The organism is Nocardioides sp. NPDC057767 (assembly GCF_042798275.1).
In the GTDB taxonomy this organism is placed as follows: domain Bacteria; phylum Actinomycetota; class Actinomycetes; order Propionibacteriales; family Nocardioidaceae; genus Nocardioides.
This window is the reverse complement of record NZ_JBHVKJ010000047.1, coordinates 17,776-37,695: the sequence shown is the minus strand read 5'-3', so window position 1 is coordinate 37,695 and position 19,920 is coordinate 17,776. Positions and strand designations below refer to the sequence as shown.

Below are 19,920 nucleotides of genomic sequence, written 5' to 3'. Positions count from 1 at the left end.
GTGGTTCGACGACGCCCGCATTTCATGCCTGTGCCGCAGCGGCGGCGGGGGCTGGAGCTCGTGCGTCCGGTGCGAGTCGACCCGTCCGGCGAGGCCGGACCGACCGAGCGCCAGGCGCGCGGTCGGGGATGGCGGGCGGAGCAGCCGAGGGCTCTACGTACCTGCAGGGGTTGATGGTGACCTTGCGCAACAGCGGGTGCTGGAGGCGGCGACCGCGGTATCGGACGGCTACATCACAGGGTGGGCGACGTTCGCGTGGTCGGGGGCGCGGTGGTTCGACGGCACCGACCGCGATGGACAACCGGTTCCGGTGCCGATCGTGGTCCACGCACATCGCAGAGACCCTCAGCCCGGTTATGTGATCACGCAGGAGCGTCTCGCGCTCCGCCACTGTCGAGAGCTGGACGGGGTACGTGGCACCGATCCGACCCGTTCGATCGCGTTCGAAGCGCGCTATGCCCCCGATCTGGTCAGTGCCGTGGTCGCTCTCGACATGGCGATGAAGACGGACCTGGTCTCGAAGGTGGAGGTCGCCACCTATGCTGCTTCGCTCAACGGCTGGACTGGCGTCCCGCTGCTGCGCGAGGCCATTCCGTACGTCGTCGAGAACAGTTGGTCGCCGATGGAGTCCGAGATGCGCCTTCTCTGGGAAATCGAGCTCGGCGTCAACCGGATCGCCTGCAACCACCCGGTCTTCGACCTGGCCGGCAACCACATGGGTACGCCCGATCTCCTGGATCTCGAGGCGGGTGTCGTGGGGGAGTACGACGGCGCCGTTCACCTCGCCGGCAAGCAGCGATCGCGAGACATCGAGCGCGAAGGAGACTTCCGTCGTCTGGGCCTCGAGTACGTGACGATGGTCGCCGGTGATCGGCGCGACCCTTCGGGTTTCCTGCAACGTACGCACGATGCGAGGCGGCGCGGGTGGCAGAAACTCGGCCCACGACAGTGGACCATCACGCCACCGGCATGGTGGACGCCGACCACGACGGTCGAGCAGCGTCGCGCCCTGAGTGCCGATCAGCGTGCCCGCTACCTCCGCCTCCGGTCGGCATAAGGCCCGGAACAGCCCTGAGTTGGGATAGTCCAGGGAGTTCTGGTCGGTATACCGGGCAGTAATGGACGGAAACTCCCTGGACTATCCCGACCCGGGCCGCCCGCCAGGACCACGCCTGCGGATGAGAGAGTCGTGCCCATGAAGCTCGAGAAGACTGAAGGCGCGCTCCTCCTGGTCATCGGGATCTGGACGATCGCGATCTGGACCAACTTCGGCCGCAACCTCGTCAAGACGGCCACGGACCCGGAGCAGACCCGGCCGAAGCCCTACTACGTCGCTCACGCGGTGCTCGTGGTGGTCGACGTCCTTCTCGGGGGTCTGCTGGTCAAGCTCGGCGTGCAGCGGCTGCTGACCAGGGGATAGGCCTCACGCGGAGTCGGCCGTGTCGAGGTGGTCGACCAGCTCGGTGAGCTGGTCGCGGAGCGCGAGCGCCTCGTCACGGGTGATTCCCATCGACTCGCCCAGCTGCTGCGGCACCCCTGAGACCTGCTCCTCCAGCGCCCTGCCCTCGTCGGTCAGGCTGACCAGCACCCGGCGCTCGTCGCCGGGGTCGCGGTCGCGGCTCACCAGCCTCGCGGTCTCCAGCCGCTTGAGCAGCGGCGTCAGCGTGCCGGAGTCGAGCCGCAGGCGCTGGCCGAGAGCGGTCACCGAGAGTGGTTCCTCGCTCTCCCAGAGCACCAGCATCACCAGATACTGCGGATAAGTCAGCCCGGTCCCCTTGAGCAGCGTCACGTAGCGCTTCGTGACGGCTCGGGTCGCTGCGTACAGCGGGAAGCAGAGCTGCAGGTCGAGCGCGAGCTGCGGATAGGTACGTCCGGACACATCCATCAGTCTACTCCCTTGCGCTATTAAGTTGTGCGCAATATAGTTGCGCACATGACACCTCTCTACACAGCCACCGCAGTCAGCACCGGCGACGCCCGCAACGGCCACGTCCAGTCCACCGACGGTCTCATCGACGCCGACGTCCGCGTCCCCAAGGAGATGGGTGGCGAGGGCGGTGCCACCAACCCCGAGCAGCTCTTCGCCGCCGGCTACGCCGCCTGCTTCCACTCGGCGCTCAAGCTGGTGGCCGGCAAGGCCAAGGTCGACATGACGGACTCCGAGGTCGTCGCCGACGTCAGCATCGGCAGCAACGGTGAAGGTGGCTTCGGCCTCGCGGTGCAGCTCGAGGTCACCATCCCCGGCGCCGACGCCACGACCGCGCAGCAGCTCGCCGAGCAGGCCCACCAGGTCTGCCCCTACTCCAACGCCACTCGCGGCAACATCGAGGTCAAGCTCACCGTCGCCTGAGTTGCTGTTCGTCTAGGTATGCAGGCGAAGCGACACATCCCATGCGGAGTTCCGCATGGGATGTGTCGCTTGTGCTGCATACCTAGACGAAGGGACACACTGATCTCGACACGTGGCGGCGTCGCAAAGCGCATTGGGCCGCCCTCCAGACGGAGGGCGGCCCAATGACGTTCGAACCTGGGTGTCAGCCGAGGATCATCGACTTGCGCAGGTCCTTGTTGAGCTGCGAGATCACGTCGAGCGGGATCTCCTTGGGGCACGCGGCGGCGCACTCACCGATGTTGGTGCAGCCACCGAAGCCCTCGGCGTCGTGCTGGCCGACCATGGACTGCACGCGGGAGTAGCGCTCCGGCTGGCCCTGCGGCAGCTCACCGAGGTGGGTGATCTTGGCGCCGAGGAACAGCGAGGCCGAGCCGTTGGGGCAGGCGGCGACGCAGGCGCCGCAACCGATGCAGGTGGCCGTGTTGAACGCCCGCATGGCCTTGTCGCGCGGAGCCGGCACCGAGTTGGCCTCGGGGGCCGAGCCGGTGTTGGCCGAGATGTAGCCACCGTTCTGGATGATCCGGTCGAACGCCGAGCGGTCGACGATCAGGTCCTTGACGATCGGGAACGACGCGGCGCGCCACGGCTCGATGGTGATCGTGTCACCGTCGTTGAACGAGCGCATGTGCAGCTGGCAGGTCGTGGTGACCTCCGGGCCGTGCGCCTGGCCGTTGATCATCAGCGAACACATGCCGCAGATGCCCTCGCGACAGTCCGAGTCGAACGCGACCGGCTCCTCGTCGTTGTGCAGGAGCTGCTCGTTGAGCAGGTCGAGCATCTCGAGGAAGGACATGTCCTGCGAGACGCCGTCCAGCTCGTACGTCTTGAGCGCACCCTTCTCGGACGCGTTGGCCTGCCGCCAGATCTTGAGGGTGAGCTTCACTTGTACGACCTCTGCTTCATCTCGATGGCGGTGTAGATCAGGTCCTCCTTGTGGAGGATCGGGGCGCCGTCCTCGCCACCGAACTCCCAGGCCGCGACGTAGGCGAACTCGTCGTCGTGACGCAGCGCCTCGCCGTCCTCGGTCTGGGACTCGGCACGGAAGTGGCCGCCGCAGGACTCGCGCCGGTTGAGCGCGTCGATGCACATCAACTCACCGAGCTCGATGAAGTCGGCGACACGGCCGGCCTTCTCGAGGTCCTGGTTGAGGGAGTCGGCCGAGCCGAGGACCTTGACGTTGGTCCAGAACTCCTTCTTGAGCTCACGGATCAGGCCGATGGCCTTCTTGAGGCCCTCCTCGGTCCGCTCCATGCCGCAGTACTCCCACATGATCAGGCCGAGCTCCTTGTGGATCGACTCGACCGAGCGGGTGCCGTTGATCGACATGAACTTGTCGATCCGCTCCTGGACCGACTGCTTCGCCTCGACGACCGCCGGGTGCTCCTCGGAGATCGGCTCGAACGGGCCGTCGGCGAGGTACTCGCGGATGGTGTTCGGCAGCACGAAGTAGCCGTCGGCCAGACCCTGCATCAGCGCCGAGGCACCGAGGCGGTTCGCGCCGTGGTCGGAGAAGTTGGCCTCACCGGTGCAGTAGAGACCCTCGATGTTGGTCGAGAGCTCGTAGTCGACCCACAGGCCGCCCATCACGTAGTGGACGGCGGGGTAGATGCGCATCGGCAGCTCGTAGGGGTTCTCACCCGTGATCCGCTCGTACATGTCGAGGAGGTTGTCGTACTTCTCCTCGATGGCGGCCTTGCCGAGGCGCTCGATCGCGGCACCCAGGTCGAGGTAGACACCGCGGCGGAACTTCTTCACCGAGCCGTCGGGCTGGGTCTCCTCGACCTCAGGACCGACGCCGCGGCCCTCGTCGCACATGTACTTCGCGGCACGCGAGGCGATGTCGCGGGGGACCAGGTTCCCGAAGGAGGGGTAGATCCGCTCCAGGAAGTAGTCGCGGTCCTCCTCGGGGATGTCGCGCGGGTCCTTGGCGCAGTCCTCGGCGTTCTTGGGCACCCAGATGCGGCCGTCGTTACGCAGCGACTCCGACATCAGGGTCAGCTTCGACTGGTGGGCGCCGGTCACGGGGATGCAGGTCGGGTGGATCTGCGTGTAGCAGGGGTTGGCCATGTAGGCGCCCTTGCGGTGCGCGCGCCACGTGGCGGTGACGTTGGACCCCATCGCGTTGGTCGAGAGGTAGAAGACGTTGCCGTAGCCGCCGGTGGCGAGCACGACGACGTCGGCCAGGTGGGTCTCGATCTCGCCGGTGACCATGTCACGGGCGATGATGCCGCGGGCCTTGCCGTCGGCGACGATCAGCTCGAGCATCTCGTGACGCGTGAACTGCTCCACCGTGCCGGCCGCGACCTGGCGCTCCATGGCCTGGTAGGCGCCGATGAGGAGCTGCTGCCCCGTCTGGCCGCGGGCGTAGAACGTACGCGACACCTGCACGCCACCGAAGGAGCGGTTGTCGAGCAGACCGCCGTACTCGCGGGCGAACGGAACGCCCTGCGCCACGCACTGGTCGATGATGTTCACCGACTCCTCGGCGAGGCGGTAGACGTTGGACTCGCGGGCGCGGTAGTCGCCGCCCTTGACCGTGTCGTAGAAGAGCCGGTAGGCCGAGTCGCCGTCGCCCTTGTAGTTCTTGGCGGCGTTGATGCCGCCCTGGGCGGCGATCGAGTGGGCGCGACGCGGGGAGTCCTGGTAGCAGAACGACTTCACGTTGTAGCCGGCCTCGCCGAGCGTCGCGGCGGCGGCGCCGCCAGCCAGGCCGGTGCCGACGATGATGATCGACAGCTTGCGGCGGTTGGCCGGGTTGACCAGGCGGTTCTCGAACTTGCGGGTCGTCCAGCGCTCCTCGATCGGACCGGTCGGAGCCTTCGGGTCGACGAGCTTGTCGCCGAGCACGTAGTAGCCCGCGGCGTCGTCGGATTTCTGGACCGGTGCCTCGTTGGTCGGGGTGAGGCCGGGCAGGTAGTGGGTTCCAGCAGCCATGTGTCAGATGTCCTTACGAGATGACGCCGAAGACGGTGAACAGGGGGACCAGCGAGAAGCCGCCGGCGACCACGATCGCGACGACCCAGCCGGCGACGCGGGCCCTGGCACGCGACTCAGCGGTGTTGGTGAACCCGAGCGTCTGGATGGCGCTGAAGGTGCCGTGGTGCAGGTGGAACGCGAGCGCGAGCATCGCGAGCAGGTAGATGATCACCATCCACCACTGCTCCGGCTGGAAGGCGTTGATCAGCAGCCGGTAGGGGTTCTCGGTGACGTCGGCAGCCTGTCCGCCCGCACCCACGTTGATCTTCACGATGGTGAACTGGAGCAGGTGCCAGACGAGAAAGAGGAACAGCGCCACGCCGCCCCAGCGCATGGTGCGCGAGGAGAGCGACGAAGCCTTGTTCTTCTTCACCGCGTACTTCACCGGGCGCTGCGTGTGCGCACGCTTCGTGAGCGCGATCGCCGCGCCGACGTGCGCCACCAGCGAGGCCAGCAGCACCACGCGAATGATCCAGAGGAGGCCGCCGTACGGCAGCATCGGCTCCCCGAACGTACGCAGGTGCTCGGCGTACTCGTTGAAGGCAAGCTCGCCGCTGAAGGCTTTGAGGTTGCCGTACATGTGCACCAGCACAAACAGGATGAAGACGATGCCGCTGGCCGCCATAAGGAGCTTCAGGGCGATCGTCGAGCGCGTCGACCGCGCGCCTTTGATCAGAGTCGTGGTTGCCACGGCACGCACGCTACTACCCCTCAGACCCGAACTTGTACGCAGGGAGTATGTGACATTGTCGTCTCTACCTGGGCGGGCGAGGTTACCGATGAGTATCGTTATTGTGAGTTAGGCAAGCCTAACAGCAGGTCCCGCGCTCTCGGTGGCGACGGCGTGAGATTGTGAGGTCCGGGCGTCGTCCAGTGTGACCAGACGGGTCAAGAGCTCGTCGACGGCATCGGTCCACGCGCGGGTCGCGGCCAGCTCTCGACCGCGGTCGCCGAGCATGCGTCGACGGGGGTCGGAGACCACCGAGGCCACCGCGTCGGCGAGCTCCCGGCCACGCGCCGGGTCGTAGAGCACGCCGGTCTCCAGGTGCTGCACGATCTCGGCCGCGGCGCCGGCGCGCGGAGCGACCACCGGGAGCGCGCTGGCCGCGGCCTCACGCAGGATGTGGCCGCATCCCTCCTCCTCGCCGGGGTGCACGAGCACGTCGAGCGAGGCCAGTGCGATGGCCAGGTCTCCGGTGCCCAGCGGCCCGGTCAGCTTCGCCTGCGGGACCCGCTGCTGGAGCCAGTCGCGCTGAGGTCCGTCGCCGATGATGACGAGGCGGATGCCGGGCACCGCGGTGAGCTCGGCGAGGCGGCGTACGCCATGGCTCTTGGCCAGGTTTCCGGCGTACCCGACCACGACCAGAGGGGTGGGGCGAGACTTCGCCCTGGACCAGCGGCGGTGGAGCCAGTCGTCGCGCAGGCTGGGGGAGAAGGCGGCCGTGTCGACCCCCGGCTCCCACACCTCGGTGTGGACGTCGATCGCCGCGAGCACCCGGCGGAGCCATTCGCTTGTGACAAAGATCTCATCCGCGTACGCGGCGATCGAGGCGCTCCAGGTGAGCGCCGCCTTGGGCGAGATCGGGGACTGCTGGACGACCAGCGTGGTCGCCTCGGCGGCCGTCGGCGAGGCCAGCGCCCTGCGGCCCAGGCGCCCCGGGTCGAAGCTGACCACGACGTCCGGCTCGAAAGACTCCAGGGCGCTGCGTACCTGCTTGCCGGTCTTGGCGATCGGCGAGACCCGGACGACCCGGCTGTTGCGGTAGACCGAGAGGCCGGGGCCGGGCGCGATGAAGCGCACCTCGTGACCCGACTCGATCATGCGGTCGGCGATGGCCTTCACCGTGGTTGTGACACCATCGATGGTAGGAAAGAAGCTCTCGGTGACCAGCGCCATCTTCATGGGACCAGCGTCCTGCCCGGGGATGGCGAGTGCGCGACACGTGCGTTGATCTGGGATGAACCATCGGCATAGTGGCAGGCTTTCGCGCGACCGGGCGGGCCCAGTCATGGCGACCAGTAGATGACCAGTGTGATGAGGACAATCAGTGGCGGTATCCAGACGCGTCCGGGCGTTTTCGGCGGCACTCGCGGTGGCCGGAGTCGTGGGGATGTCGGGCTGTGGCCATGCGCCGACCCAGCGGCCGTCCGGCGACGGGGAGTCCAACCAGCCCGCGACGGCCACACCGGCCTTCGAGATGCCGGTGGAGAAGCCCAACCTGCTGATGATCACCGTCGACGACCTCGCCACCGTCGACATGGACTACCTGCCGAGCGTCGAGAAGCTTGTCGGTGAGAGCGGTGTGACCTTCACCGACGCGGTCGCGCCGACGCCGATCTGCGTTCCGGCCCGAGCCTCGCTGCTCTCGGGGCAGTACGCCCACAACCACGGTGCCCACACCATCCACGGCCCCGAGGGCGGCTACCCGTCCTTCGACGACTCCGAGACCCTGGCCACCTCGCTGCAGGACGCGGGCTACACCACGCTGTTCACCGGCAAGTACCTCAACGAGTACGGCGAGGCGGGCAGTGAGCTCGACATCCCTCCCGGGTGGGACGAGTGGCGCGCGACCGTCGACCCGTCGACCTACAACTACCTGGGCGCGAAGTTCAACGTGAACGGCCGCCTGGTGAGGCCGAAGGGCTACTCGACCACCGTCATCACCCAGCAGGCGCAGGCGGCGCTGCGGACTGTGCAGAACGATGGGAAGAAGCCCGGGGCCACGGCGAAACCGTGGTTCCAGTGGGTCAACTACGTGGCGCCGCACATCGGCGGCCCGACGGAGAAGGGCGACCCCAAGCAGCGCTTCCCCGGCACCAAGGGCGCGATCGGCGTACCGGTGCCGGACCCGCAGGACCGGGACGCGTACGCCGACAAGCCGATCCCGCAGCAGCCGAACCTGTTCCCGGAGGGACGCAAGCAGTTCCCCAAGGGGTCGCCGTCACGGAAGAACCCCTCGCAGGTCGAGAAGGACGCCTACGAGCTCTCCTACCAGCGGCGGATCGAGTCGGCGCGCAGCCTCGACCGCAACATCGCCTCTCTGCTCGGTGGGCTGAAGAAGAGCGGCGAGCTGGCGCGCACGCTGGTCGTCTTCACCTCTGACAACGGGTTCTCGAACGGCTACCACAACTTCAACGGCAAGCTCTGGTACTACGAGGAGTCGCTGCGCATCCCGGTCCTGATGAGCGGGCCCGGCGTGCCGAAGGGGCGCGAGGTCGCAACCACGCTCACCAACCCCGACATCGCCACGACGCTGCTCGCCGCCGCCGGCGCCGACGACCCGCACGAGCCCGACGGCGTCGACATCCTGCCGTGGCTGCGGGCGCCCGAACAGACGCGCGTGGTGCCGATCGAGGCGTGGCCGACCTCCGACGGCACCTCGCGACTCTGGTCCGGCGTACGTGTCGGGCGGTGGACCTACGTCGAGCTGACCACCGGTGGTGTCGAGCTCTACGACCGCACCACCGACCCCTACGAGATGAAGAACCTCGCCGAGGACCCGGGCCATGCCGAGACGGTCTCGCGGCTGGCCGACCTGACCGAGAAGTATCGCGACTGCGTCGGTGACGACTGCCCCAAGGAGATGTACGCCGCCGACCGGCCGCTCGACCTCGACGGCCTCTAGTCGCTCTTGGGTGATCCCCACCTGATCCCGATGTGGCAACCACGCCGGATTGCCGCATCGCGTCACGGATATTTCATCTGTCTGCCGTGGATTCGGGCTGCAGACGGACAATCACGCGCCACCTCGTTCGGATGGACTTGTCCAGACAAGTTCCCGGTGCCCGAGCACCGTGACCGAGACGAGGAGACCGATGATTCCCATCAGACGATCGTGGGGTGCGCGGCTTGCCGCAGGCGCCCTCGTGACTGTCGCGATCGCGGGTGGCAGCACCGTCGTCGCCCAGGAGCGCGCCGAGGCCGACGGCCCGGCCTTCGCGCTGCTCGACGAGCAGGTGCGGCTGCAGGACGCCCCCAAACCCAAGGCCGCGGTCGGTGAGACCTTCCGCATCCCCGAGCCCGTCCCCACCGAGGAGAGCAGCTCCTTCCGGGCCGGCGACTACGTCGTCTCGGTGACCTCGCCCGACGGTGTGACCGCGGAGATCTCCCCGACCGGCTCCGTGAGCGACCCGGTCTACGAGTTCACCCCGCAGACCCCTGGTGACTACCGGATCAGCTACTCGGCCGTCGGCGAGAACGGCGCCGTCGACTTCGAGGACTTCGAGGTCGTCGCCGGGAACGACGCCGAGGTCGAGAAGGCTCGTGCCGAGGCCGCGCGGCGCACCGCCAACGACAACCAGCCGCAGGTGACCTTCGGCTCGATCGGCGACATCCACAACGAGTGGGGCGACCTGGACAAGGCCTTCGACCTCTACCACGCGCAGGACCTCGACGCCGCGCTGTTCGTCGGCGACCTGACCAACAACGCCACCGCGGGCGAGTACGCCGGCCTGAAGGAGGTGCTCGACCGCCGTCTCGACGAGAACGGCGACGGCAAGGACGACATCTCCCTGGTCGCCGCGCTGGGCAACCACGACGTCGGCTCGGGCATGACCGGCTACGACCTCTTCACCCAGTCGACCGGTGGTCAGCGGCCCAACGCCGACTACGTGATCAACGGCTACCACTTCATCACGGTCTCGCCCGGCTCCGGAGAGCTCGACGAGGAGACCGGCCGGCCGACCCAGCGCAGCACGGGCAACTACGCCTACGCGCGCGACTGGCTCCACACCCGCATGGCCGCCGCGACCGCCGAGCACCCCGACCGCCCGGTGTTCGTGCTCGTGCACCACCCCCTCAAGTGCACGCACTACGTCTCGAACGAGTGGTACGGCGCCGGCCTCTCGGAAGGCTGCGGCGACACCTTCGAGTCGGTCTTCGACAACTTCCCCCAGGCTGTCGTCTGGGGCGGGCACATCCACACGCCCAACAACATCTCCACCTCGATCTGGCAGGACGGCGGCTTCACGACCGTGAACGCCCCGCCGCTGGCGTACTTCGAGATGGAGAGCGGCGTCGACAACGACACGACCCCGAACGACGCGGGCGACAACGCACAGTCCTCGGTGGTCGAGGTCAACGGCAGCGTCGTCAAGGTCAAGAACTACGACCTGCAGGCTGGCCAGTGGATCGACCAGACCTGGACGTGGGACGTCGAGGAGGCGGTCAAGAACCCGCAGCGCAACTTCCCCTACACCGACCGGCGTGCAGCCAAGACGGCTGGCCCGAAGTGGCCTGCCGGGGCGGCGGTGACCGTGTCCGACATCAAGGAGGACACCGCGCAGGTGTCGTTCCCGCAGGCGGAGCCGGCGGCCAACGACGTCCAGGACATCGTGCACCTGTACCGCTACCAGGTCGTCGACAAGGCCACCGGTGCCACCGTCGCCGACTTCAAGCAGTGGTCGGGCTTCTACATCGTTCCGCTGCCGGCCTCCCGTGGCCACGCCCTCCGCAACCTGAAGGGCGACACGGCCTACGAGGTGCGCGTGACGCCGTACAACACCTGGGGCAAGGCGGGCGGATCGATCTCGGCCAGCTTCAAGACCGCTCCGCCGCCGCCTCCGGTCGACCCGGCCGACTACCTCGACTACCAGGACTTCGAGTCGGTGGTGCCTCACCTCCAGACCGGGGTCGAGCACAACATGCCGGCGAACGCGAACGTCCTCGGCTGGACCAAGACGACCCCGGCGGGCTGGACGATCACCAACTCCCCGGACATGCCGACGGGGACGCAGGAGATGAACGGCTGGTCGCTGATGACCAAGGCGTTCTGGCAGAACGGTGACGACCAGGACCGCAGCGGCTTCACGCTCGGCCGCAACGTCGTGGCCGTGGCCGACCCCGACGAGTGGGACGACGTCAACGACCCGGAGAGCCGTGGCCGCTTCGACTCGACGCTCACCACGCCGAGCGCGCCGATCCCGGCCGGGACCTCCCGTGTCTACCTCGCCTGGGACAACCACTACCGCGAGGAGGAGCCGCAGGAGGCCGAGGTCACCGTCGAGTACGACACCGGCCAGAAGGTGCAGCTCGTCCACTGGACGCCGGCCAACACCCCCGACCTCAGCCAGGGCAACAAGACCGTCAACCTGCCGGTCGACGTGCCGGCGGGCGCGACCTCGATGAAGGTCAGCTTCCGGCTCTTCAACGCCATGAACGACTGGTACTGGGCCATCGACCACGTCCGGCTCGACACCGAGCCGATCATCTGACCCGCGGGAGGTCCGCCCGGTATCTGCCGGGCGGGCCTCCCTTCCCCCACTTTCGGATCGAGGATCCCGATGACCGTTCCCACCGGCGTACGTCTTCTCGCCGCTGCCGCGCTGGCGATGCTCGCGCCGATCCTGCTGATGCTCCCGGCCTCCGCCCACGGCTTCACCTCCACCGTCTATGCCGAGCTGACCGAGCGCGCCGACGGTGTCCTGAGCACCGAGCTCGAGATGGAGTACGTCCTCCTGGTCAGGTCCGTGGCCAAGGCCGAGGCCGATCCCGGGCTGGAGAGCGAGGCCAAGGCCGCGTTCCAGACCTCCGGCGCCGACGTCGGCCTGATCGAGGAGCACCGGGACGCGGTGCTGGGCTACCTCGGTGACCGCTTCCGCGTCTCCGTCGACGGCCGGGACTGTGTGCCGTCGCTGGCCGACGAGCTCCGGACCACCGAGCGCGACGGCGTGCCGCACCTCGTGGTGACCCTCGACCATGCCTGCCCCCAGGTGGCGGACGACGTGGCGTACGAGGTCTCCAGCGAGCTGTTCCCCGAGTCGGAGGGCTTCGTCGGCAGCACCGAGACGATCCTGGAGTACTCGCTGCCGGAGGCTTCCGGCAACACGGTCCTCACCGCCGAGGACCCGAGCTTCTCCACCGACGAGTCGTCGCCGACGAGGCTCCTGGACTTCTTCGTCCTCGGTGCCGGGCACCTGCTCTTCGGCATCGACCACATCCTCTTCCTCGTCGCGCTCATCGTCGGCGCCCGCCGTCCGCGCGACATCCTGCTGGCTGCGACGGCGTTCACGGCGGCGCACTCGGTGACCTTCATCCTCGCGAGCCTCGGTGTGGTGTCGGTCCCGGCCGCGATCGTCGAACCCGTGATCGCGCTGTCGATCGCGGCGGTGGCGGTCAGGCACGTATGGATCTCGTGGCGCGACGGTCGCCCGGGCTCGGCTGCGGCGTCCCGTGCTGCCTCGAACGGCATCGACCCGGCGCCCGTCCCGGCCGGTGGGGGTGCCCTCGCCCTGGCCGTCCGTACGTCGATCGACACTGCTCCGAGGACGGCGGGGGAGAAGGTCCGGCTCGCGGTGGTCTTCGGGTTCGGCCTGATCCACGGCCTGGGCTTCGCCGGTGCCTTCGGGATCGACGAGCCGTTCTCGTGGCGGCTGCTGGGCTCCCTGCTCGTCTTCAACCTCGGCATCGAGGTCGTGCAGCTGGTGGTCATCGCCCTGGTCTTCCCGGTGCTCCTGGTCCTGCGGCGCCGGCAGCCGGTGATCGGCTGGTGGCTCGGTGTCGCCGCGGCCACCGGGGTCGCGGTCGTGGGTCTCTACTGGTTCGTCCAACGGGTCCTCGGGGTCGGGTGACCGATGCGGGAGTCGAAGGCATTGCGCCGCTACCACGCCGTCGCGGACACGCTGGAGGGGCGGATCCGGGCCGGCGAGTACCCGGCCGGCCGTCCGCTCCCGGCGGTGTCCTGCCTGGCCCGGGAGTTCGGCGTCGCGCGCGGCACCGTGGAGCGTGCGCTCGTGCGCCTCGAGACCGACAGCCGTCTCGTCTCCCATCACGGCCGGCACTGGCACGCGCACGTCCCCACGCGTCTGCAGACCCTCGGCGTGCGCTCGTTCGCGCAGTGGGCGGCCGCGTCCGGGTTGACGCCCGGCGGCCGGTTCGTCGACATGGCGCGTGGACGCGCCACCGCTTCGGAGGCGCGCGAGCTCGGCGAGAGACCCGGAAACCCGGTGCTGCGGGTGGTGCGGATGCGCTCCCTCGACGGGTCGCCGGCCATGGTCGAGCACACCGTGTTCCCGGGCTGGCTCTCCGCGACCATCGAGTCGCTGCCCGTCGACGCACCCTCGATCGTCGACGTCGCCGAGGCCGAGCTCGGCGTCCGTCTCGCGCATGCCGAGCACCGGATCGAGGCTTTCGCGGCCTCGGCGATGGACGGTCGCCTGCTCGGGGTTCCGCGGGGCAGCCCGCTGCTGCGGGTCGTACGCACCGCGCGCTTCGCCGACGGGCGCTCGTTCGAGCTCAGCGACGACCGCTACCTCCCCGGCGTCGTGTCGCTCACGTTGGTCACCACGAGCTGAGAGCGTCGCGTTAAAGTAGACTAAACAACTCATATTACTTGAGGAGTGTTTGGTCATGCCGGTCAGCAACCTGTTCACCCGCCGCAGGCGGGCAGCCGTGGCGACGGCTGCGATGAGCGCCCTCGCGGTGACCGGCCTGGTGCACGAGCCGGCCGCCGTGGCGGCGGCCCCGACGCGTACGCCTGCCCTGGAACGGCCGGTGAAGAAGCCGAACCTGCTGCTGGTCACGGTCGACGACCTCTCCTATCTCGACATGGACCACCTGCCGCAGGTGCGGAAGCTGGTCGAGCGGACCGGCGTCTCCTTCTCCGAGGGGATCGCGCCGACGCCGATCTGCGTGCCGGCGCGGGCCTCGCTGCTGACCGGGCAGTATGCGCACAACCACGGCGCGCGCACGATCGAGGGGCCCTACGGCGGCTATCGGGCCTTCGACGACTCCTCGACGGTCGCGACCTCGCTGCAGGACGCGGGCTACTCGACGATCCTGGCCGGGAAGTACCTCAACGGCTACGGCGAGGGCGCGACTCGCGGCGACGTGCCGCCCGGGTGGGACCAGTGGCGCGCGACCGTCGACCCGTCGACCTACAACTTCCGCTCGCCGAAGTTCAACGTCAACGGCGAGACCATCAAGTCGAAGGGCTACTCCTCGACCGTCATCACCGAGCACGCGAAGGCCGGGATCGCGGCGGAGCGCCGGTCGGGGAGGCCGTGGTTCACCTGGGTCAACTACGTGGCGCCGCACCACGGCGGGCCGTCAGGGCCCGATGACCCGAAGAAGATCTACCCCGGCACCGACGCCGCGCTGTCGGTGACCGTGCCGGACCGGCAGGATCGCGGGTTCTACGACAACGTGCCGATCCCGGCGCGACCCAACCTCTTCCCCGAGGACACCTCCGGCTATGCCAAGGGCTCGCCGGGTCGTGGGAAGTTCAACCCACGGAAGAAGGACGCACTCCGGATCGCCTACCAGCGCCGGCTCGAGGCGATCCGCAGCCTGGACCGCAACATCGCCTCGCTCCTGGTGGGGCTGAGGAAGAGCGGTGAGCTGAAGCGCACGCTGGTCGTCTTCACCTCCGACAACGGCTTCTCCAACGGCTACCACAACCTCAACGGCAAGCTGTGGCACTACGACGAGTCGCTCCGGATCCCGGTGCTGATGAGCGGTCCTGGAGTGCCCCGCGGCCGGACGGTGCGGACCCCGGTCACCAACCCGGATCTCGCCGCGACCCTGCTCGCGGCGGCCGGCGCCCGGCCTCCGCGGGCGCTCGACGGGATCGACATCATGCCGTGGCTGCGCGCGCCCGAGCAGGTCCGCGCGATCCCGATCGCCGGCTGGCGGGTCGCCGACGGGAGCAGGCAGCTGTGGTCCGGCGTCCGCGTCGGCTCCTGGACCTACGCCCGCCTGCACACCGGCCAGGTCGAGGTCTACGACCGGTCCTCGGATCCTTATGAGCAACACAACCTCGCCGCCGACCCCGCGTCCGCGGAGGCCGTCAAGACGCTCTCCCGGCTGGCTTCTCGCTACCAGGACTGCGCCGCCTCGACCTGCCCGAAGGACCTGTACGCCGCCGGCCGGGCCCTCGACCTCGAGGGCCTGTGATGCGGGTCGGCGACCTCGAGCGTGAGGCCGCGCGGGCGCGGCTCGTCGAGGCGTACGCCGCGGGGCGGATCGACGCGCCCGAGCTGGAGTCGCGTGCCGAGGCGGTCTGGGGTGCGGCCCGGTCCGCCGACCTCGCCGCGGTGGTCGACGACCTGGGTGAGGATCCTGCCTCGCCGGGCGGGGCAGGCTCGCGCTTCGTACGGGATCTTCTGGTGTTCCTGATCTGCGGTGCGATCGCCGTCGCTGCCTGGCACCTCACCGAGCGAGGCTTCTTCTGGCCGGTGTGGGTGCTCGTCTACACCGGCCTGCCGCTGCTGCGGTTCCTGATCCCTAGGAGCGCCACGCACACCTGATGTGCCTCACGCTCCTGGGGTCCGGGTGGCCTTCGTGGGATTACTGGACCATGGGGGTCTCGGGGGAGCTTCGTGTGGACGACGACGGTGAGGATCGCGGGGTGACCCGGTGGACCTGCCCGCCCGGAGCGCGTACCTTCACTGCGGTGAACCTGGTGCTGCGTCTCAGTTAGCGGTTGTAAACCTCACACTTTGTGGTCACCGCCACTTCATCCGCCTAAGGTTCGATCCATGAACGACGCCGCTCGCGCCGACTCGTTGCGCCTTGCCCAGCCGGCGGATGCCCATTCCCAGGCAGAGTGGGAGGCGGCGACCGCTGCCGTCCTCCGCAAGAGTGGTCGGCTGAGTGCCGACGACGCCGACGCCCTCGTCTGGGACAAGCTGACCCGCACCTCTCTCGACGGACTCCGGATCGCCCCGCTCGGGCTGCCCGGGGAGTCCTACGCCGACGAAGCCCGTCCGACGCGCTCCGGCGCCTGGGACATCCGCTCGCTCGTCTCCGGTCTGTCCGGGGTGGACGCGAAGGTGGCCAACGAGGCGGCTCTCGTCGACCTCGACGGCGGGGTTTCCTCGCTGTGGGTCGCCGCCGACGAGACCACTGACCTCGCGGTGCTCCTCGACAAGGTGCTCCTCGACCTGGCTCCGGTCGTGCTCGACGCGCCGATCGGTGCGGTCAAGGTCGCCCAGAACCTGCTCGCGCTGATCGCCGAGCGCGGCACCGGGCTGCATGCCGAGACGAACCTGGGTGCCGACCCGATGGGCGCGCTGCTGCGCGACCTCCCGCTGGCACCCGACGAGGCGTTCGCCGAGCTGGTCGACCTGGCCCGCCTGGCCCAGGGGATCGGGGTGCGCGCGATCGTCGTCGATGCCACCGCCGCCCACGACCTCGGTGCCTCCGACGTCCAGGAGCTCGGCTGGTCGATCGCGGTCGGCGTCGCCTACCTGCGGGCGCTGACCGAGGCCGGGTTCTCTCCGGCCGTCGCGGCGAGCCTCATCGACTTCCGCTACGCGGCCACCGACGAGCAGTTCCCCACGATCGCCAAGCTGCGGGCCGCCCGGCAGCTGTGGGCACGCGTCCTCGAGCTCTCCGGGGCCGAGGCGGTGGAGATGCGCATCCACGCGGTGAGCTCGCGGCCGATGCTGTCGAAGTACGACCCCTACGTGAACATGCTGCGCGGCACCGTCGCGGCCTTCGCCGCCGGCGTCGGCGGGGCGGACGCGGTCACCGTGCTGCCCTTCGACTCCGCCAACGGGGTGCCGGACGGGTTCGGTCGGCGGATCGCCCGCAACGTGTCCCACCTGCTGATCGACGAGTCCCACGTCGCGGCCGTCGCCGACCCCGCCGGCGGTTCCTACGCCGTCGAGCAGCTGACCGCCGACATGGCCGCCGCCGGCTGGGAGGCGTTCATCCAGCTCGAGGAGGAGTGGACCGGGGCGAACGCCGTCGGTGGCCACGACTTCTCGCCCTTCCGCGACCGGATCGCCGCGGTCTCGGCGGCGCGGGAGAAGGCGATCGCGCGCCGCAAGCGTCCGATCACCGGGCTCACCGAGTTCCCCAACCTCGCCGAGACGCTGCCCGAGCGGCCGGTCGACCCGCTCAGCGAGCGGGTGGTGCGCTACGGCGCCTCCTTCGAGGCCCTGCGCGACACCCCCGCCACGGCTCGCGTCTTCCTCGCGACCCTCGGCACCGTCGCCCAGCACACCGCCCGGGCGACCTTCGCGACCAACCTCCTCGCCGCCGGCGGCATCGGCGTCGAGGTCGCGGGCGCGACCGCTGATGCCGAGGACCTGGCCGGGAAGTACCGCGGGGCCGGCGCGCCGCCGGTCGTCTGCCTGGCCGGTTCGGACAAGGCGTACGCCGAGTGGGGCGCGGCCGCGATCGCGGCCCTCCGCGAGGCCGGCGCCACGCACGTGATCATCGCCGGGAAGCCCGACGCCGTCGACGCCGAGGTGGACGACGCCGCCTCGATGGGTGTCGACGCGCTCGCCTTCCTGACCGCTACGAGGGAGAAGCTCTCATGACGATTCCCGGCTCCTTCAAAGGAATCCCGCTGAACGGCGAGAGGGGTCCGGCGGGCGCCCCGACCGTGCCGACCGGCGAGGGGTGGCTGAGCCCCGAGGGCATCGAGATCAAGCCGGGCTACGGCCCCGCGGACCTCGAGGGCCTCGACGCGCTCGACACCTTCCCCGGCCTGAGCCCGTTCCTGCGCGGGCCCTATCCGACGATGTACACGACCCAGCCGTGGACGATCCGGCAGTACGCCGGGTTCTCGACCGCGGAGGAGTCCAACGCGTTCTACCGGCGCAACCTCGCTGCCGGCCAGAAGGGCCTGAGCGTCGCCTTCGACCTCGCCACCCACCGTGGCTACGACTCCGACCACCCGCGGGTCCGCGGTGACGTCGGCATGGCGGGCGTCGCGATCGACTCGATCTACGACACCAGGACGCTGTTCGACGGCATCCCGCTGGACCAGATGTCGGTCTCGATGACCATGAACGGTGCGGTGCTGCCGGTGCTGGCGCTCTACATCGTGGCTGCTGAGGAGCAGGGGGTTCCGCCCGAGAAGCTGGCCGGGACCATCCAGAACGACATCCTCAAGGAGTTCATGGTCCGCAACACCTACATCTACCCGCCGGCGGCGTCGATGCGGATCATCGGCGACATCTTCTCCTACACCGCCGCGAAGATGCCCCGGTTCAACTCGATCTCGATCTCCGGCTACCACATGCAGGAGGCCGGGGCGACGGCCGACCTCGAGCTCGCCTACACGCTGGCGGACGGGGTGGAGTATCTCCGCACCGGTCTCGCCGCCGGGCTCGACGTCGACGCGTTCGCGCCGCGCCTGTCGTTCTTCTGGGCCATCGGGATGAACTTCTTCATGGAGGTCGCCAAGATGCGCGCGGCCCGCGCGCTGTGGTCGCGTCTGGTGTCGCAGTTCGACCCGTCCAACCCGAAGTCGCTGTCCCTGAGGACCCACTCGCAGACCTCCGGCTGGTCGCTGACCGCCCAGGACGTCTTCAACAACGTCGGCCGCACCGCGATCGAGGCGATGGCCGCGACCCAGGGCCACACCCAGTCGCTGCACACGAATGCGCTGGACGAGGCCATCGCGCTGCCGACCGACTTCTCGGCCCGGATCGCCCGCAACACCCAGCTGCTCCTGCAGCAGGAGTCCGGCACGACCGAGATCATCGACCCGTGGGGCGGCTCCTACTATGTCGAGAAGCTCACCCACGACCTCGCCGAGCGCGCCTGGGCCCACATCCAGGAGGCCGAGGCGGCCGGCGGGATGGCCAAGGCGATCGAGCAGGGCATCCCGAAGATGCGCATCGAGGAGGCGGCCGCCCGCACTCAGGCGCGCCTCGACTCCGGTGCTCAGAAGCTGATCGGCGTCAACACCTTCCGGCTCCCCTCCGAGGACCCGCTCGACGTCCTCAAGGTCGACAACGACCAGGTCTACAAGCAGCAGGTCGCCAAGCTGGAGCGGCTGCGCGCGGAGCGCGACGCCGAGGACGTACGCCGGGCCCTGGAAGCCATCACCACTGCGGCCGGCGCGACGAGCAAGCCCAGCGGCACCGGCAACCTGGACGGCAACCTGCTCAAGCTGGCCGTCGACGCGGCGCGGGCGAAGGCGACCGTCGGCGAGATCTCCGACGCGATGGAGAAGGCCTGGGGACGGCACCAGGCCGTCATCCGTACCATCTCCGGTGTGTATCGGGACGAGGCGACGACGTCGGGTGACTCCAAGGTCACCGAGGTGCTGAAGGCGACCAAGGAGTTCGAGGAGGCCGAGGGGCGCCGCCCGCGCATCCTCGTCGCGAAGATGGGCCAGGACGGTCACGACCGTGGCCAGAAGGTCGTGGTCTCGGCCTTCGCCGACCTCGGCTTCGACGTCGACGTAGGCCCGCTGTTCTCCACGCCTGAGGAGGTCGCGCAGCAGGCGGTCGACGCCGACGTACACATCGTCGGGGTCTCGTCGCTGGCTGCCGGTCACCTCGCACTGCTCCCCGCGCTGAAGGCGGCGCTGGAGGAGCAGGGGCGCCCGGACATCATGATCGTCATCGGCGGCGTCATCCCGCCCGACGATGTGGCGACGCTCGAGCAGATGGGCGCGGCCGCGGTCTTCCTTCCGGGCACCGTCATCGCCGACTCCGCCCTCGATCTGCTCGGTCGTCTGCGGGAGCAGCTCGACCACTGACCGCTTCGCTGGTCGAGCCGGATTCGTGAGGAACGAACGAATCCGTGTCGAGACCAACACGGCTCGTCGGCGCTCGATGGGACTGTGTTGGTCTCGACACGCTCGCTG

The 19,920-nt window shown here is 69.0% G+C and carries 16 protein-coding genes; 11 read left to right on the top strand and 5 right to left on the bottom strand.

The window, feature by feature from the left end:
- The first annotated feature begins 358 nt into the window (after nt 1–358).
- Together ACFVDI_RS21655 and ACFVDI_RS21650 are read left to right on the top strand one after the other, a co-directional pair.
- Complete coding sequence (locus ACFVDI_RS21655) at nt 359–1,057, top strand: hypothetical protein (protein ID WP_378910001.1); 699 nt, start codon at nt 359–361, stop codon at nt 1,055–1,057.
- A gap of 138 nt (nt 1,058–1,195) precedes the next feature.
- The gene (locus tag ACFVDI_RS21650; RefSeq protein WP_378910000.1) at nt 1,196–1,420 is read left to right on the top strand and encodes an SCO4848 family membrane protein; all 225 of its coding nucleotides are present in this window, start codon (nt 1,196–1,198) and stop codon (nt 1,418–1,420) included.
- Nucleotides 1,421–1,423: 3 nt separating this feature from the next.
- Here the strand turns inward: ACFVDI_RS21650 and ACFVDI_RS21645 are convergent, their stop codons facing one another.
- Nucleotides 1,424–1,885 carry a MarR family winged helix-turn-helix transcriptional regulator gene (locus tag ACFVDI_RS21645; protein ID WP_378909997.1) on the bottom strand — a complete coding sequence of 154 codons (462 nt, stop codon included), beginning with the start codon at nt 1,883–1,885 and terminating at the stop codon, nt 1,424–1,426.
- Nucleotides 1,886–1,933: 48 nt separating this feature from the next.
- Between ACFVDI_RS21645 and ACFVDI_RS21640 the strand changes: the two genes are divergently transcribed.
- Nucleotides 1,934–2,350 carry an organic hydroperoxide resistance protein gene (locus ACFVDI_RS21640; protein WP_378909994.1) on the top strand — a complete coding sequence of 139 codons (417 nt, stop codon included), beginning with the start codon at nt 1,934–1,936 and terminating at the stop codon, nt 2,348–2,350.
- Between the two features lie 184 nt (nt 2,351–2,534).
- On the opposite strand, the gene ACFVDI_RS21635 is transcribed toward ACFVDI_RS21640, so the two are convergent.
- The 4 genes from ACFVDI_RS21635 to ACFVDI_RS21620 all read right to left on the bottom strand — a co-directional run bounded on the left by ACFVDI_RS21635 (nt 2,535) and on the right by ACFVDI_RS21620 (nt 7,271).
- Nucleotides 2,535–3,275, bottom strand: coding sequence for a succinate dehydrogenase/fumarate reductase iron-sulfur subunit (locus ACFVDI_RS21635; RefSeq protein ID WP_378909991.1), 741 nt, complete (start codon nt 3,273–3,275; stop codon nt 2,535–2,537).
- On the bottom strand, nt 3,272–5,326 hold the full coding sequence (locus ACFVDI_RS21630) for a fumarate reductase/succinate dehydrogenase flavoprotein subunit (protein ID WP_378909989.1): 2,055 nt from the start codon (nt 5,324–5,326) through the stop codon (nt 3,272–3,274). The genes ACFVDI_RS21635 and ACFVDI_RS21630 overlap by 4 nt, the downstream gene beginning before the upstream one ends.
- A 13-nt stretch (nt 5,327–5,339) precedes the next feature.
- Nucleotides 5,340–6,059: a succinate dehydrogenase cytochrome b subunit gene (locus ACFVDI_RS21625; RefSeq protein ID WP_378909986.1), complete on the bottom strand. Its 720-nt coding sequence runs from the start codon at nt 6,057–6,059 to the stop codon at nt 5,340–5,342.
- Between the two features lie 108 nt (nt 6,060–6,167).
- Complete coding sequence (locus ACFVDI_RS21620; protein ID WP_378909984.1) at nt 6,168–7,271, bottom strand: glycosyltransferase; 1,104 nt, start codon at nt 7,269–7,271, stop codon at nt 6,168–6,170.
- Nucleotides 7,272–7,416: 145 nt separating this feature from the next.
- On the opposite strand from ACFVDI_RS21620, the gene ACFVDI_RS21615 reads away from it, so the two are divergent.
- The 8 genes from ACFVDI_RS21615 to scpA all read left to right on the top strand — a co-directional run bounded on the left by ACFVDI_RS21615 (nt 7,417) and on the right by scpA (nt 19,812).
- Nucleotides 7,417–8,994, top strand: a complete 1,578-nt coding sequence (locus tag ACFVDI_RS21615) for a sulfatase-like hydrolase/transferase (RefSeq protein ID WP_378909982.1) — start codon at nt 7,417–7,419, stop codon at nt 8,992–8,994.
- Nucleotides 8,995–9,235: 241 nt separating this feature from the next.
- Nucleotides 9,236–11,581, top strand: coding sequence for a hypothetical protein (locus ACFVDI_RS21610; protein WP_378909979.1), 2,346 nt, complete (start codon nt 9,236–9,238; stop codon nt 11,579–11,581).
- 69 nt (nt 11,582–11,650) lie between these two features.
- Nucleotides 11,651–12,937, top strand: coding sequence for a HupE/UreJ family protein (locus tag ACFVDI_RS21605; RefSeq protein WP_378909976.1), 1,287 nt, complete (start codon nt 11,651–11,653; stop codon nt 12,935–12,937).
- A 3-nt stretch (nt 12,938–12,940) separates the two neighbouring features.
- Complete coding sequence (locus tag ACFVDI_RS21600) at nt 12,941–13,660, top strand: GntR family transcriptional regulator (RefSeq protein ID WP_378909974.1); 720 nt, start codon at nt 12,941–12,943, stop codon at nt 13,658–13,660.
- Between the two features lie 55 nt (nt 13,661–13,715).
- Nucleotides 13,716–15,260, top strand: a complete 1,545-nt coding sequence (locus tag ACFVDI_RS21595) for a sulfatase-like hydrolase/transferase (protein ID WP_378909971.1) — start codon at nt 13,716–13,718, stop codon at nt 15,258–15,260.
- Nucleotides 15,260–15,613: a DUF1707 domain-containing protein gene (locus tag ACFVDI_RS21590; RefSeq protein WP_378909968.1), complete on the top strand. Its 354-nt coding sequence runs from the start codon at nt 15,260–15,262 to the stop codon at nt 15,611–15,613. Before ACFVDI_RS21595 ends, ACFVDI_RS21590 begins: the two co-directional genes overlap by 1 nt.
- A gap of 231 nt (nt 15,614–15,844) precedes the next feature.
- Entirely contained in the window at nt 15,845–17,635 is a 1,791-nt protein-coding gene (locus tag ACFVDI_RS21585; protein ID WP_378909965.1) for a methylmalonyl-CoA mutase family protein, read from the top strand.
- Nucleotides 17,632–19,812 (top strand): methylmalonyl-CoA mutase, encoded by a 2,181-nt coding sequence (gene scpA / locus ACFVDI_RS21580; RefSeq protein WP_378909962.1) that lies wholly within the window; start codon nt 17,632–17,634, stop codon nt 19,810–19,812. Before ACFVDI_RS21585 ends, scpA begins: the two co-directional genes overlap by 4 nt.
- Nucleotides 19,813–19,920: the final 108 nt, after the last annotated feature.